The organism is Paenibacillus sp. FSL M7-0802 (assembly GCF_038004945.1).
GTDB lineage: Bacteria > Bacillota > Bacilli > Paenibacillales > Paenibacillaceae > Paenibacillus > Paenibacillus polymyxa_B.
This window is the reverse complement of record NZ_JBBOSD010000001.1, coordinates 819084-832882: the sequence shown is the minus strand read 5'-3', so window position 1 is coordinate 832882 and position 13799 is coordinate 819084. Positions and strand designations below refer to the sequence as shown.

Here is a 13799-nt window from a genome sequence, read left to right as displayed (position 1 = left end):
AGATCAGGAAAAGTTTCCTGAACAGAGAGACGGGGGAAGAAAGGTTGGATAAGTGGGAGATTTTCAAGTTTAGCACCGCTTTAGGGAGTAGTGCGGTGACGTATCTTTATGGTGGGTGGTCGGGAGTATTGGGGGTGTTGCTTGCACTGGTCATTATTGATTATGTGACAGGGCTGTTCGCGGCGGGAGCCGAGGGTAAGAAGGGGACCGGACCCGGCTTGAAAAGTAAGATCGGCCTGATCGGTATTGCCCGAAAGGTATTTATTTTTGCAATGGTAGCAGTATCCCATCTGATTGATGGAGTCTTAGGCGATTCGCACCTTTTCCGGGATGCGGTCGCTTATTTTTATATGGCGAATGAATTGCTGTCGATAGTTGAAAATGGTGGCAGGCTTGGCGCGCCAGTTCCGTCGATCATTCGGCAGGCTGTTGAGGTGCTAAAGAGTAAAAGCGGAAGTCAGGAAGGGGATAGGGAAGATGCAAGCAAGGAAAAAAGGTAATGCTCAAGGGATTGATGTATCCCGTTATCAAGGAAAGATTGATTGGAAGGCGGTCAAGGCTAATGGTATTTCATTTGCCTTCATCAAGGCCAGCCAGGGGCAACGTTACGTTGATCCTACATTCACCACGAATGCAAAAGGAGCCAGAGCAGCCGGGGTATTGTTGGGAGCATACCACTTTGTAGACGCAATCAGCGTTGAGGCAGCCAAAGCAGAAGCGCGGCACTTTGCCGAAGTATTGGAACAGGTAGGTGGTGGGAAAACGCTAGACTTGCCGCCTGTAATGGATTATGAAAATAATCCCGGTAACCTGTCCAAAACGCTTATTAGCGCTGTAACTTTGGCTTTTCTGCTCGAACTGGAGCGACTTACAGGACGCAAGCCCATTATCTATACAGGTAATGCATTTGCAGCGAATTTTAACGCCTCATTGAGCGGTTACCCATTATGGATAGCCCGCTACAGTGATACTCGCGTCCCAAGCGATACAGTGACGTGGAAACGTTGGGATATTTGGCAATACAGCGATAGCGGCAAGGTAGAGGGGATAAAAGGGAACGTGGATATGAATGAGTATGACGGTACAACGGACGAACTGCGAGAATGTTTCACAAAGCGTCCTGAGCAGACGGAGACAGTCACGTCCGGTTCGTTCGTCGTAAATGGCAAACAGGTAGGGAAGACGCTTCTCTTTAGTGGCAGGACGTATGTTCCGCTGCGTGTGCTTGCTAATGTGTTGGGCTTATCGTGTCATTGGGACACCCGTCTCAAGGTCGCTTATTTAAATGGAGCCAAGCTGCAATCTGTCCAACTGGTCGAAGGAGTGGCATACGTGCAGCTCAGACCTGTTGCGGAGGCATACGGTGCTGTAGTGTCCTGGGATCAAAAAAATAAAATCGCAACATTAACGAGAGGGGAATAACCATGATTGAACAATACGTTACAACCATTGCACTGTCCGTTATCTGCTTGATTACTATCGGAGCGTTGACACTTGGCACAGCAGTATACCGCAAGCTCAAGCCTTTATATGAGGCTCGTTTTTCCGTGGAGCAGCGTAACCGAATCGGGCAACTGGCAGGGGATGCATACGCTTGGGTAGAGCGCAATTATGCTGGAGCTGGCGCGGAAAAGTTTCGCGAGGCCGTGAAGTACCTGACTATCAAACTGGATCAGATCGGCGTATCGATCAAGCCGGAGGAAGTCGAAGCAGCTATCCAAAAAGCCTGGGAAGAATTTAACCCAAATAAAATTAAATCTGTATAAAGCAAATACCCTACTGGCATTTAGCTGGTAGGGTATTTTTGTTTCGGACGCTGTGATATGGCAATCACAACAATTCAATTGTAAGTGTGACAAGACATAAAATCAAACAGTATAGTCTTCCACACCTTTCTCTTATTCATATTCCAAGTTAGATTCCAAAAATTCGATGCCCTTAACAGTAATACTTATCGACAACACTTCATCCATTCCTTTTCCGCCCATAGGTGTAATATCTATTAACCCCATAGACACTAGATAGTGGAAAGCTAAATGGCGTTCAGTGTTTCTTTCTTGATATATGTCACGCTTTGTACCAGACATGCTGATTTCGCCGCCACTAAACCAAAGCTGGTATAGTTCTGCTAGTATATCTAATCTTAATTTCTTACGCTCTCTCACTTGCTTAATATCTATCATTTCGGTTATCTCCTTTCAATTAAAAAGACAATAGTCAGGAACATAGACGATCATTATCTCTAATGTCCTGACTATTGTCACTTATAAAGTTTATACTTATTTCAATTCAATTTTATCTGGATCATTGGAAATAATAATCTTCGGATCATAAGCTCTGGAGGCAGACCATAATTCGATATTAGTTCCCCCTTGAGTGTGATATATGTTTCCAGATAAGAAAACTCTATATGTCCCTTTTTGGTCAGGGTAGAACGTACGCTCATTATGTTCATCAGCACCAAGACCACCAGGGTAATTATATCTTACAGTGTCTACTGTCTTCCAAGAATGTAAAAAATCTTCCCTGTATTCTAAATACATCGTCAAGTCTACCTTAGTAACTACTTTGCCCGGATTTTTATAGTCCCACTCAGCAAGTAATCCTCCAGTTCTTCGCACGGTCAAATCGACGTAAGTGTCTGCTTTTTGAAGGCTTATATTGCCATTACCATAAGTCTCACTGGTAACAGTGGCAGGGTTATTTGACTGCAAAACACTACTGGCTTGTGTTGTTGTTGTTTCTTGCGCTGACACTAAACCGAATGGCGCAATTGTTAGCAATAAGACCAACATAGCGAAAACAGAAAAAAATTTCTTCATTCTACTAATCTCTCCCTATTATTAATTATTTTATGAAACGATAGGATTATAACATATATCTTCCAATAATTATGGTATATTTCTACAATAAAATGTAAAATGACTCTTTTGAACTACTTAATTTACAAGATTCGACAATATACACGAAATAAAATAACGACTCCTGTAAGAAGTCGTTATTTGAGCTAAATATAATTATTAGAATATTCCGTGACTATCAGGAGTGATTGAACCAGACCCTGTATTAATGGGTGGTGTGAGGATGATCAAACCTAATACGATTGTCAAAGTAATAAATACCTTTTTCATTTTTCAGTTCCCCTTCCAAGATTTTTTTAAAGATCAGGGCATAACTGTCAAGCTGAGACGGGGTGGCGAAACCTCTAAACGCCTCGAATAGAGCTACACACCGTTTGAAGTATTTACCATCTTCTATTTTAATGGAGGATTCCAATGCCTGTAGCAAACATTTTAATGCATCGACGAACTTATCTTTTCTTAGGTGATACAGAGCTAAATGATAAGAATAGTCAATGAACTGAAAAATATTCCCGTAATCCTCTAACTCTGCGAATGATGCACTGTGATGAATCATGGATGCTAACTCAGAATCAATGTCCCACCCATACTGTAAGGCTGCTTCGACGATTGAGACATGGGCCGGGAGCCAATCATCTTCCGGGGACATTTCTAAGAATTTTATATACTCAGGAATAATGTGCTTGTTACCTTTAAACATTTGTAATTCGTATTGGTTTAGTTTGGCAAGGAGTTTGAAATTTTCTACTACTTCAAGCCCATCCTTATCTAATCCGTTAAACCAACCTAACTCAGAGTATTTTTCAATACAGTCCTGGGTGGCTGTGTAATTTTGCATCTTTAGATGTGCTACACCACGCATTAGGTGGCTGTAACCGTAGTAAAATACCAGAGGTTGTTTTAATTCTTTACTATGTATATTCTCATCTATGTTGTTAAATGTTGCTTCATATGTTGACTTGGCACACATATATAGATGCTCTGTCAACCTTAGAAGTCTTTCCCAATCTTCTGATGTATAACACATCCTGATGTAATGTACGATTGCGTCTAAATCTTCAACATTAAGCAGGTCTTTTTCAACTGTATCCACTTCCATTCCTAAATCCTCCTTTTCTGATTTACCGCATAATCCCACAATATAGAACTATTTACCATATGTCAATTACGTATGTACGGCACAACAGATAGCCTGATTACGCCTTGTGATTTATGAGGTCTGGGCATAATAAAAAAACCGGATTTCTCCGGGGCTGTTTCTACGAATCACGTTTCCAACTGTATTTAGTTACATACTTTGCTTCTATTTCATCACATATTTTTTTTACCTGATCCTTGTCACCAAGCCCAATATACTTAGATGCTTCCATAAACTTATCTCGTACGTCCCCTTTAAAAGTGTCTGCTACATCCCCAACTATTCCTGCAAGTTGTTTTTGAAAATCAGTATCTTCATCATTGAGACTAAGGTAAGACCTCGCTATGCTAATAGCATTAGCTGTCCGTTCTGTCTCATCATCCACGTAAACAATATCGTCCTGTGTGTCATTAGTAACTTCACTATCGGATGTTTGTGTTTGTTTAAAAGTAGTCTGTCCACCATTGGTTGCACAACCCGAAATTAAAAGGATAAGTATGACTAGAAAAATAACAGATGTCTGTCTAAACCTCTGACCCAAATTGTTCCGCCTCCTTATTAATGGTCATTGAGGGTGTTTCTTTTTTAGGTTCACCCAAGCGATCCATAATAAAAAAGAAGCATCCAATTATAGCGAACACAAGGGAAGCGACTCCATATAGGATACCGCGCATACCCATAATAATGTAATTGTACGCATCACCGCCTACAACATGGCCCATCTTATCCCATGAGCTGTCATGCAACGAAGAGTATTCCGCACTATAATCTCCGTAGTGATAAGCAACTATAAAACCAGTTATAAGTAATACACACGAAAGCAAAAAGAAAAAATAAGAAGCTTGTTTCATCTTTCAATCCCCTTTAGGTCTTTTGATACGGTTAGTCTATCAGACCTAGGAATATTTTTCTATATTTTTTCCTCGTACGAAAATCATTGAAAACAAAGGAAACTCCCACTAACTTTGTAGTCAGCAGGAGTTTCCTTCTAATCTAATTCATTTTTTTCTATTGTCGTTTTCCGAGGCTTTTTAACTAATGTTTTTACATACAAATAAGGCTTCCCATGATATTCCCAATTGTTCTTTTGATCTTCGCGTTTATTGATCCTTATCTTTATTTCGATATTTGCTACCTGACGTTGAAATTGAGAGATGTACCTTTTACAAAGCTTCAGCCCGTTTTCCTCTTTGTCATTAAGAATAACTTTTAGTAAGAATCCATTAGCGTAGATTTCAAAACGGTAGATGTTCATGACTGATCTCCTTTAGCGGTGTTACCTTTATAGTAACATTTCTTGAGTTCCAAAGGAGATAAAAGACAGATGAACAGAGGGGCCAAGTTGGGGACAGATTGGGGACAGAACATATCCCTCTATCAAGAAATGAATCCAACAGGCTCCAAATAAAAAATAAAAAAAGCTTGATTTTATTATTTGTAAGGAATATAATCTAAATCACGGTGTACGGAAAACAACACTGGCAGCGATGAGGTCAGGGGTTCGATCCCCCTAGGCTCCACCAAACTTTTATTATGGACTCTTAGCTCAGTTGGTAGAGCAGTTGACTCTTAATCAATTGGTCCAGGGTTCGAGTCCCTGAGAGTCCATCCTTTTAGAAAAAACGGCAGAGATGCCGTTTTTTTGTTGTTTATAGATCTATTCCCAGTCTAACCGAGAACAGTTATGGGGTTTTCATTAGCATTTTTTCATTAGCATATCAAAAGAAGTATGGCAAAAAAGAACATCATTGTTTAACGCTGACTGACATAATCGGAAAGGGATTTGAGATACTCACCATTCACCAATTTTCTTGGGGCGAATACGGCTGTTAAGAAAGTTAGAGATTTTGAACGCGCGATTTTTTCATCCATCATGGAATGGTCGGCTTCAGGTAAATGAATCACGGACAGCAGTTCTGGAGGTATTTTCTGGCGATAGACTCGCTCGGTATCCTTTACATCAACATTAATATCTTTGCCAGCCAGAACCAAGAGTACAGGAGAATGGAAGTGACTTAATTCTTCGGTGGAATCAGACAGAAAATTTTTGCCTATAAAGCTCCATCTTTCTTTGGAAATCATATCGTCAGGATCGGCTATGCCTAGATATTCTTCATAAGAAGCATGCTTTTTCAGTAACTGTAGAACTTCTTGATCGTAGTTCAATGTCTTTTGAATTTCTTGCGGAGTAGCTCCTTCTTGTTCCATTTCTTTTCTGGTATTAAATTGTCCTTGGGAAATCCAGTTCACGGCAGGCGATACAAGGATGCTGAATGCAATATCATGCTCCTCTTTAACGATCTTCGGAATGACCCATCCTGCTTGACTGGCTCCCCATAGGCCGATTTTTTGCTTATCAATCATCGGTAAGCTTCTTGCCCAGTCTATTGCATATCGGATCTCCTGTGCGCGGTCCTCCATGCTTTGGTCGAGCCAATTGCCAGGAGCGCTGTTAATACCGGGCTTATTCAGTGACAGGGAGGCATAACCCTTGGAAGCGAACTTTTCCCACAGTGGTTTGTATCCATCATCATATGTGTCATTAATAGGACCATCCCCATGGACAAAAACAACCAATCCAACCTTTCCCGAGTAGTTCTTAGGCAAAGCTAATGTACCTGTTAACAGCCCTTTAGGTGTCTTAATTTGTATTTTTTCTTCTGTCATCTTGTAGGAATTTTGATATAGAACAATTAGTATCAAGGCAACAGCCAGAGTTGCCGCAATACCAAAAGTAAGCTTGAATGTTTTTTTCAACGATGCTCTCTCCTCGAATGCAGGTTCTCTTTCCAACTCATCAGATACCATACAGGCTCCTTGAACCAAAAATGCCGTAACCCATTATACTTGGATTGTTCTACTTCAAACGCCAGTTTGTGATACAAACGGATAGCCCCTTGGTTCTTATGCGCTACATGAAGCGTCAATGCATGAAACCCAGATTCAACCGTAAATTGCTGTGCGAAAGCTAGAAGACGGCGTCCTATTCCCTGGTTACGATTACTTGAACGAATCGCCAAATGATCAATGTAACACTCATTTGCAGCGGGGGTATACTCCAGCGCATGCATACCTGTCAAAAATTTAAATACATTGAAGCAACCAAACTGTTTTAGGAGCGGAGCTAAAGAAATGGGATTTGTTTCAGGAAGTGAAGAGGAGGGGGCCTTCCATTTGAGGGAAAGAACACCGACAACATCTTCGTTCTCTTTGGCTACAAATTGTTTCATAGATGAAGAATAAGGATTTTGAACCCAAACCTGCATTAACAACTTCTGTATATCTTGCTCCTCCAGTGTAACAAGAGATTGGAATTTTGCTTTAAACGATTCGACTAAAAGACTGCAAACAGCTTCATGGTCTTGTTTCTGGTATGCAACAATGTCAAAGGATTTTGCACTCATGTAACGCCCTCCAAGATTTATTCTACTTTAACCTGAATTTCGTATTGCAGCTTGTTGTTGTCGAACATCGAAAGATAAGATTTTTCTACTAGAACAATCTTGCTTTGGCAGTTATATTGGTGATGAGCTACATATCGTTCCATTTGTTTAATTTCATAATCAATCTCTGGTTCTTCAATGACGGAAAGATGCTTATAAAGATAGTTGCCCTCTTCCAGAATATAGTCAGCCACATCCGCCGTTTCATAACATAGCTTCGCCTGTCCAGCATCAGACAAGTAATGCAGGTCATTTTCAAATAATCGAGGTGGGGCAGGGCGGTGTTCAAATAGGTTACCGGCAGTGAGCTCTTGACCATTCTCCAATGCAAACCATAGCTTTAAATGACGGGGAGCTAATCGTTTGACCTGATACTCATCGTCCTGCTGGGTCCGATTATTATGTTCTTCTAACACTTTGTGAATAAACTGTTCATGCATCTTCAAGTTAGCTATTTCGGCCTGTACCTTCTGCAACGAATGCTCTAAAAGCTGGTTATAGTCATCGGCAGCATAGGAAGCCATACATTCTTGAATCTGACCGACAGGGACATTTAATTTGCGTAATAATAAAATATGCGAAAGCTGATAAATCTCATGAAGCCCGTACATTCGATATTGATTTTCTTCTGTATGTGATGGATACAGGACTCCCTTTTCTTCAAAATATCGCAGTTGATGTACAGATACATTCATGAGCTGAGCAAGCTGGCTGATCGTAATGTGTTCTTTCAATGACAGGACTCCTTACTGATAGTTGAATAACTCCACTATAAACCTTAGGTCAGACCTAGGGTCAATAGAAAATATCAAATCAAATCTTGGATAGGCGTATGTGTCGAGCATTTGATGCCCACACCAAGGGGGAGACTGGAGAGTTTACCTGTCGGTGATAACCCGTTATAATCATAAGATTAGTGAGCATAAACAAGATGCTCCGGATGAAGGTTAGAATGGGGAAATCATGTTGAAAACTTTTAAAAAGGTATACATTGAGATAACGAGCATTTGCAATCTCGCATGCAGTTTTTGTCCTCAAACACAGCGTGTCAAAAAATTTATTGATCCGGAAGTCTTTCGAAATGTGCTTGATCAGGTCAAACCACATACGGATTACATCTATTTGCATGTAAAAGGAGAGCCGTTGCTCCATCCGAAAATTGATCTTTTGCTGGAAAGTGCTCATGAGAAAGGCTTGAAGGTCAATATAACCACCAATGGTACCTTGCTGCCGAAGACCGGACATAAGCTGCTTGGGCAACCAGCGCTGCGTCAGATGAACTTCTCTCTCCACAGTTTTGACGGGCATGAAGGCTCCGTGGATCGAGAAGGATATTTGGGTAATATTTTCACGTTTGTAAGAGAAGCGGTGAAACACAATGTCATTATTTCGTTCCGTCTCTGGAACTTGACTGAAGATAATTTGACTAATGTGCAGCGTCAGCGCAACCGGGAAACACTTGAACGACTGGAGCAAGAATTTGGACTGGACTATCGGATTGAGGAAAAGGTGATACCAGGCAGTGGGGTCAAAATCGCACCAAACGTTTATTTGAATCAAGACCATGAATTTGAATGGCCGAGCCTCAGTGCCCCCGAAGATGACGGAAAAGGCTTTTGCCATGCACTCCGTAGCCAAGCGGCGGTATTGGTGGATGGAACGGTGGTCCCTTGCTGTCTGGATGGAGAAGGTGTCATTAATTTAGGTAACGTGCATGAGCAATCTTTTTCCGACATTGTGGAAGGGGAGCGTGCAAACCGTCTGTACTTCGGGTTCTCTAAGAGAGAAGCGGTAGAAGAGTTATGCCGAAAATGCGGGTACCGCAAACGATTTGGAACATAACGGAGATTTGGCAGGTGGAGACTTCGAATCTCTGACAAATCGTTACCTCCGTTTTGAGTTTAGATTCTTAGGAAAAATCCGCTAAACATCAAGGATTTCTTGGTGTTTAGCGGATTTTTTGCATACGTAAAACATACTTACATTCAACTATTAACCAGCGCTTTGGCATACTGTTTGCCTGCCGAGAGAAGGCTGTCACTCAGTTTAGGATCATTAACAGAACGTGCAAGCACAAGAGAACCAACCATACTACTGAACAATGCACTGCCCTTGGACTGATCCATTCCCCCCAAATTGGAGATAAACGTAATCATTCTTTCCAACTCCTGCGTGAATATCTGCCGGATTTCTTCGGAAGAACGGGCTATTTCTACGGAAAGGGCAGGAATAATACAGCCTATTTCTGTTCGATCACGGTGATGGGTGCTTAAATAGTAATCGATGACAACATTAATTTTAGGATCTTGCTTTTCTTGGTCAACGGCCTCCTGAAGCAGTGCGAGGGTATCACTGACGGCATAGCGACAGGCTTCGGCGACTAGCTGTTCTTTGTTATCAAAGTGTGAATAAAACCCGCCGTGAGTTAATCCTGCCCCTTTCATAATAAAGGGCACACTTACATCTTGAATACCGTTGGCACGGAAAGCTTGGGCAGCACTTTCAACGATCTTACTCCGCACTTTCATCTTATGGCCTTTTGGATAAGGCATTGTAATCACTCCACGGGTTTATAATGCTAACTTCAAAATATTATAATCATCATAATAAAACGTGTCAATTTGTCTTCCTATAACGACAACTTCAGAAAGGCTGATCAAGACTATTGACGCTTTTAAAATATGATGACTATAATATATTATAATCATCATATTTTAAATCATGCCATTTTAACAGGAGGTATTAGTTATGAGCAAGCTTGAATCTGTAGAAACACTGGTCATTGGATCAGGGCCAGGAGGTTATGTGGCAGCATTGCGTTCTTCTCAGCTTGGAATGAAAACGGCGATTGTTGAACGCAGTCAGCTAGGTGGAGTGTGCACGAATGTGGGCTGCATTCCATCCAAAGCTTTGATTGCCGAAGCACATCGCTATGAGATACTCAGGCAGGTAAATCAGGCAGATGCAGCGATGTCATTCGTGAATGCTCAGGCTTTCAAACAGGGGATTGTGAATAAGCAGGCAGGCGGAGTTGGCTTTTTAATGAAAACGGCAGGTGTGAGCATTCTGGAAGGGGAGGCAAGTTTGGTTGATGGGCATACAGCCATCATCAATCAAAATGGAGCGGAACAAACGATATCCTTTAAGTATGCCATATTGGCAACCGGCTCCCGTCCAATCGAGCTGAAAGCATTTCCGTTTGGCGGACGTATTTTGTCCTCTACAGAGGCGCTTTCGCTTCCAGCGGTTCCGTCCAGCCTGATCGTGATAGGTGGTGGATATATTGGCGTTGAGCTTGGACAAATGTATGCCAAATTTGGAACAAAGGTAATGATTCTGGAGGGAGGGGAACGGGTGCTGCCGGGATTTGAGACGGACCTTGTGGCCCCTGTTGTTAAGCAATTGAAAACAGATGGTGCAAGCATCGTAACTGGGGCGATAGCCGAAAAAGTCGTGCATAATACGGATACTATTACGCTGCATTATTCAAAAGATCAAGAGCAGCATCATGTCACCGCTGAGTTTGTATTAGTTACTGTAGGCAGAAAACCGAATACGGATGGCAGATTAGGATTGGAGCACATTGGCTTGCCACTGACGAGCAGGGGGTTGATCGAGACAGACGAGCAGTGTAGAACGGCTATTCCGCATATTTTTGCCATTGGAGATATTACGGAGGGTCCAGCCCTTGCCCATAAGGCTTCCTATGAAGCGAAGATTGCGGCAGAAGCGATTGCAGGTCAAGCTGCTAAAGTGGATTATAAAGCCATGCCGCTGGTTGTCTTTTCTGAACCAGAGCTGGCTAGTGTTGGCCTAAGTGAAACAGAAGCAAAGGAAAAAGCCTTACCGATTGTCATTGGCAGAGCTTCCTTTGCAATTAACGGCAGAGCATTGGCGCTAAGGGCAGCAGAGGGGTACATCAAAATCGTAGCAAAGCAGGGGTCGGGGATCGTACTGGGGGCGCAAATCGTCGGCGTCGAAGCTTCAACACTCATTTCCGAGCTTGCTCTGGCTATCGAGATGGGAGCAACCGTAGAAGACTTAGCTCTAACCATTCATCCCCATCCTACATTGGGAGAAGTAATCATGGAGGCTGCGGAGAATGCGGTCAGAAAAATGGACCGTCCAAAGTAGAGGCTCCGTATGAAATCACTTCATTGCCTGTGAGAATAATTATCAACTATAATATATTATAGTTTGAATATGAGTTTGAGCAGGTACGTGGATGGTTTGGATCGGGGGCTGAACAAAAGCAATGAAGTTGAATGATCACATTTTGCTGTGGAATCATGTTTTTATACAGGTGATGGATGTTCGTCATAAGAAGATCGAAGAAGGGGAGGAGCTACGAACCTACTTACTTCCTGCCAGTGCGTTCTTGTATACCGTTCGTGGAAACGCACGGGTACGGTTGGATAACAGTATTCACAGGGTAGAGCGTTTCCATGTACTGCATGGCGGAAAAGGAATGTGCCTGAGTATCCTGGCGGAAGAGGTGCTTGAATATTACATCATTTTGTACAAGGCAACGTTGGCCCTGCCTAGCCGCAAAGAGATTGCACAATTGCTGGAAAAGGAAAATCCTTTTCAGAACCAGTATGCTTTCGCACCTCATTACCCACTGCCCCTGTACGATAAAGTGAAGCTGTTGGAGCAAGAATGGCGTGAAGCTTCCGGACTTGGCAAACTGCATGTCAAAGCCTTATTTCAACAATTTGTATATGAGTTGATGCAGCAGTTGTATCGGCAGGGCATTGAGCCTCTTAAGCCCGACCTGGTATCGCAGGCTGTAGCCTATATTCGTGAGCATTTTAGTCGGCCTATGGCACTTGAGTCCATTGCAGAGGAGCTAGAATGCAGTATTGGACATTTATCCAGGTTGTTCAAAAATAAAATGCATACCAGTCCGATTCATTACTTGGGCCAAGTAAGAGCAGATCGAGCGGCAGAACTGCTAATGCAGACAGACGCCACTTTGCAGGAGATCGCAGAGCGTGTGGGATATCCAGATGCCCATTCTTTAAGTCGCAGCTTCAAGAAATATAAGGGACTATCTCCCGTACGATTCAAAAAGGAACGGGAGCATCATGCTCAGAAGCAAGATCAGGATATGCCCCAAACGATGCTTAAATATGCCCTTCAGCGGACATCTTTCGCACGTTATACTGATATTGATTATCAATATCGGTATAACGCGGAAGGAGATTTGTTTATGCACGGAAGAGTCAAAATAACGGCCATGATGATTATGCTGTGTTTATCATTGATGCTGGGAGCTTGCTCGGCTCCGACGAATACAAATGGAAGCTCGCAAACGAAGGCTAATCATACAGCGACATCATCCAACAGCGATGGACAAGCGGCAGTGCAAGCACAGACAAGAACGGTTAAGACATTAAAAGGCGATGTGGAAGTACCTGCAAACCCGAAACGAGTGGCATCGGATCAGTATATGGGTCATCTTTTGAAGCTGGGGATTATTCCGGTGGGGGTCAGAAGCTTTATGCTGAATGAGGCTTGGATTGATCAATCGGGATATCCCAAAGAGAAATTGGCCGGAATCAAGGATCTCGGTGAATTTCCTATGGATTTGGAGGAACTGACCGTTCTGCAACCGGATTTAATTATCGGTTCAATCGAAAAGAACATCGACAGCTACCAAAAGGTAGGAACGACTGTGTTCCTGCCGTATTGGGAAGGCGAATCTACAGCGGGACCGCTGGATAAATTCCGCAGAATTAGCGAAATCTTTGGCAAGCAGAAAGAAGCCGAGCAGTGGATTACTGAATATGAGAAGAAAGCTGCAGAGGCCAGAACGAAAATTCAAGGTATCGTTAAAGACGGAGAGACGGTTTCAATTGTACAAGTCGCCAATAAATCGATATATGTTTTGGCAGCAAAAGGCGGCAATTACGGAAGTCCGACCATTTATCAGATGCTAAAGCTGCCACCTACCAAAAAGGCATTGAACATGAAAGAAGGATTTGAAAATATTTCGCTTGAAGTTTTACCCGAGTATATGGGAGATCACATCTTTGTATACGGTTCAGAAGATGAAGGGGCTAATCAGATTCTGCATAGTGAGCTATGGAAAGGCCTTCCGGCTGTAAAAAAAGGACAGGTTTATATGTACGGTTCATTTAGCGATAAAGGGGATGAGTTTGTGATGGAAGATCCTTATTCATTGGAGCTTCAATTGGATACCATAGTTAATCTCTTATTAGCCCACAAGAAATAAAGCTGAATACAGCTATAAAAATCGAAAATACGTTACCGATGAAACACTTGATTCATAGACAAAAAAACTGCTAAAACGAGGGTAAACCTCTGTGTTTAGCAGTTTTTTTGTCGTAATTC

At 42.4% G+C, this 13799-nt stretch carries 16 protein-coding genes and 1 tRNA gene; 7 read left to right on the top strand and 10 right to left on the bottom strand.

Annotated elements, in window-relative coordinates:
• The first annotated feature begins 44 nt into the window (after positions 1-44).
• From MHB54_RS04185 to MHB54_RS04175, 3 genes are read left to right on the top strand one after another with little or no spacing between them, the layout of a single operon-like run.
• Positions 45-500, top strand: a complete 456-nt coding sequence (locus MHB54_RS04185; RefSeq protein WP_023990500.1) for a phage holin family protein — start codon at positions 45-47, stop codon at positions 498-500.
• Positions 478-1422 (top strand): GH25 family lysozyme, encoded by a 945-nt coding sequence (locus MHB54_RS04180; protein WP_023990499.1) that lies wholly within the window; start codon positions 478-480, stop codon positions 1420-1422. The genes MHB54_RS04185 and MHB54_RS04180 overlap by 23 nt, the downstream gene beginning before the upstream one ends.
• Before the next feature lie 2 nt (positions 1423-1424).
• Entirely contained in the window at positions 1425-1766 is a 342-nt protein-coding gene (locus MHB54_RS04175) for a phage holin (RefSeq protein WP_023990498.1), read from the top strand.
• A gap of 132 nt (positions 1767-1898) precedes the next feature.
• On the opposite strand, the gene MHB54_RS04170 is transcribed toward MHB54_RS04175, so the two are convergent.
• From MHB54_RS04170 to MHB54_RS04145, 6 genes are all read right to left on the bottom strand, one after another.
• Positions 1899-2183 carry a hypothetical protein gene (locus tag MHB54_RS04170; protein WP_023990497.1) on the bottom strand — a complete coding sequence of 95 codons (285 nt, stop codon included), beginning with the start codon at positions 2181-2183 and terminating at the stop codon, positions 1899-1901.
• Positions 2184-2279: 96 nt separating this feature from the next.
• Positions 2280-2822, bottom strand: a complete 543-nt coding sequence (locus MHB54_RS04165; RefSeq protein ID WP_023990496.1) for a hypothetical protein — start codon at positions 2820-2822, stop codon at positions 2280-2282.
• 244 nt (positions 2823-3066) lie between these two features.
• Positions 3067-3960, bottom strand: a complete 894-nt coding sequence (locus tag MHB54_RS04160) for a hypothetical protein (RefSeq protein WP_023990495.1) — start codon at positions 3958-3960, stop codon at positions 3067-3069.
• A 160-nt stretch (positions 3961-4120) separates the two neighbouring features.
• Positions 4121-4540, bottom strand: coding sequence for a hypothetical protein (locus MHB54_RS04155; protein WP_023990494.1), 420 nt, complete (start codon positions 4538-4540; stop codon positions 4121-4123).
• Positions 4524-4850, bottom strand: a complete 327-nt coding sequence (locus MHB54_RS04150; RefSeq protein ID WP_023990493.1) for a hypothetical protein — start codon at positions 4848-4850, stop codon at positions 4524-4526. The genes MHB54_RS04155 and MHB54_RS04150 overlap by 17 nt, the downstream gene beginning before the upstream one ends.
• A 137-nt stretch (positions 4851-4987) precedes the next feature.
• Positions 4988-5254, bottom strand: coding sequence for a hypothetical protein (locus MHB54_RS04145; RefSeq protein ID WP_023990492.1), 267 nt, complete (start codon positions 5252-5254; stop codon positions 4988-4990).
• Between the two features lie 280 nt (positions 5255-5534).
• Between MHB54_RS04145 and MHB54_RS04140 the strand changes: the two genes are divergently transcribed.
• Positions 5535-5607, top strand: a tRNA-Lys gene (locus tag MHB54_RS04140).
• 144 nt (positions 5608-5751) lie between these two features.
• Here MHB54_RS04140 and MHB54_RS04135 read toward each other — a convergent pair.
• Genes MHB54_RS04135 through MHB54_RS04125 form a run of 3 tightly spaced genes read right to left on the bottom strand, consistent with a single transcriptional unit; the run spans position 5752 to position 8176 of the window.
• Entirely contained in the window at positions 5752-6756 is a 1005-nt protein-coding gene (locus MHB54_RS04135; protein ID WP_264453952.1) for an alpha/beta hydrolase family protein, read from the bottom strand.
• The gene (locus MHB54_RS04130) at positions 6753-7403 is read right to left on the bottom strand and encodes a GNAT family N-acetyltransferase (RefSeq protein ID WP_023987930.1); all 651 of its coding nucleotides are present in this window, start codon (positions 7401-7403) and stop codon (positions 6753-6755) included. Before MHB54_RS04130 ends, MHB54_RS04135 begins: the two co-directional genes overlap by 4 nt.
• 17 nt (positions 7404-7420) lie before the next feature.
• Positions 7421-8176, bottom strand: coding sequence for a helix-turn-helix domain-containing protein (locus MHB54_RS04125; RefSeq protein ID WP_340981396.1), 756 nt, complete (start codon positions 8174-8176; stop codon positions 7421-7423).
• A 229-nt stretch (positions 8177-8405) separates the two neighbouring features.
• Here MHB54_RS04125 and MHB54_RS04120 point away from each other — a divergent pair, with 229 nt between their 5' ends.
• Positions 8406-9284, top strand: coding sequence for a radical SAM/SPASM domain-containing protein (locus MHB54_RS04120; protein WP_025719701.1), 879 nt, complete (start codon positions 8406-8408; stop codon positions 9282-9284).
• Positions 9285-9427: 143 nt separating this feature from the next.
• Here the strand turns inward: MHB54_RS04120 and MHB54_RS04115 are convergent, their stop codons facing one another.
• Positions 9428-9994 (bottom strand): TetR/AcrR family transcriptional regulator, encoded by a 567-nt coding sequence (locus MHB54_RS04115; RefSeq protein WP_023987933.1) that lies wholly within the window; start codon positions 9992-9994, stop codon positions 9428-9430.
• Positions 9995-10190: 196 nt separating this feature from the next.
• On the opposite strand from MHB54_RS04115, the gene lpdA reads away from it, so the two are divergent.
• The gene (gene lpdA / locus MHB54_RS04110) at positions 10191-11576 is read left to right on the top strand and encodes a dihydrolipoyl dehydrogenase (RefSeq protein ID WP_053325104.1); all 1386 of its coding nucleotides are present in this window, start codon (positions 10191-10193) and stop codon (positions 11574-11576) included.
• Between the two features lie 121 nt (positions 11577-11697).
• Positions 11698-13680: an AraC family transcriptional regulator gene (locus MHB54_RS04105; RefSeq protein WP_076294934.1), complete on the top strand. Its 1983-nt coding sequence runs from the start codon at positions 11698-11700 to the stop codon at positions 13678-13680.
• Positions 13681-13799 lie beyond the last annotated feature (119 nt).

What these genes read in the sequence shown, in the direction of transcription:
- MHB54_RS04130 (WP_023987930.1), bottom strand. Translation starts at nt 7,403, where the DNA reads ATGAGTGCAAAATCCTTTGACATTGTTGCATACCAGAAACAAGACCAT.
- MHB54_RS04105 (WP_076294934.1), top strand. Translation starts at nt 11,698, where the DNA reads ATGAAGTTGAATGATCACATTTTGCTGTGGAATCATGTTTTTATACAG.
- MHB54_RS04160 (WP_023990495.1), bottom strand. Translation starts at nt 3,960, where the DNA reads ATGGAAGTGGATACAGTTGAAAAAGACCTGCTTAATGTTGAAGATTTA.
- MHB54_RS04180 (WP_023990499.1), top strand. Translation starts at nt 478, where the DNA reads ATGCAAGCAAGGAAAAAAGGTAATGCTCAAGGGATTGATGTATCCCGT.
- MHB54_RS04170 (WP_023990497.1), bottom strand. Translation starts at nt 2,183, where the DNA reads ATGATAGATATTAAGCAAGTGAGAGAGCGTAAGAAATTAAGATTAGAT.
- MHB54_RS04145 (WP_023990492.1), bottom strand. Translation starts at nt 5,254, where the DNA reads ATGAACATCTACCGTTTTGAAATCTACGCTAATGGATTCTTACTAAAA.
- lpdA (WP_053325104.1), top strand. Translation starts at nt 10,191, where the DNA reads ATGAGCAAGCTTGAATCTGTAGAAACACTGGTCATTGGATCAGGGCCA.
- MHB54_RS04115 (WP_023987933.1), bottom strand. Translation starts at nt 9,994, where the DNA reads ATGCCTTATCCAAAAGGCCATAAGATGAAAGTGCGGAGTAAGATCGTT.
- MHB54_RS04120 (WP_025719701.1), top strand. Translation starts at nt 8,406, where the DNA reads ATGTTGAAAACTTTTAAAAAGGTATACATTGAGATAACGAGCATTTGC.
- MHB54_RS04165 (WP_023990496.1), bottom strand. Translation starts at nt 2,822, where the DNA reads ATGAAGAAATTTTTTTCTGTTTTCGCTATGTTGGTCTTATTGCTAACA.
- MHB54_RS04175 (WP_023990498.1), top strand. Translation starts at nt 1,425, where the DNA reads ATGATTGAACAATACGTTACAACCATTGCACTGTCCGTTATCTGCTTG.
- MHB54_RS04150 (WP_023990493.1), bottom strand. Translation starts at nt 4,850, where the DNA reads ATGAAACAAGCTTCTTATTTTTTCTTTTTGCTTTCGTGTGTATTACTT.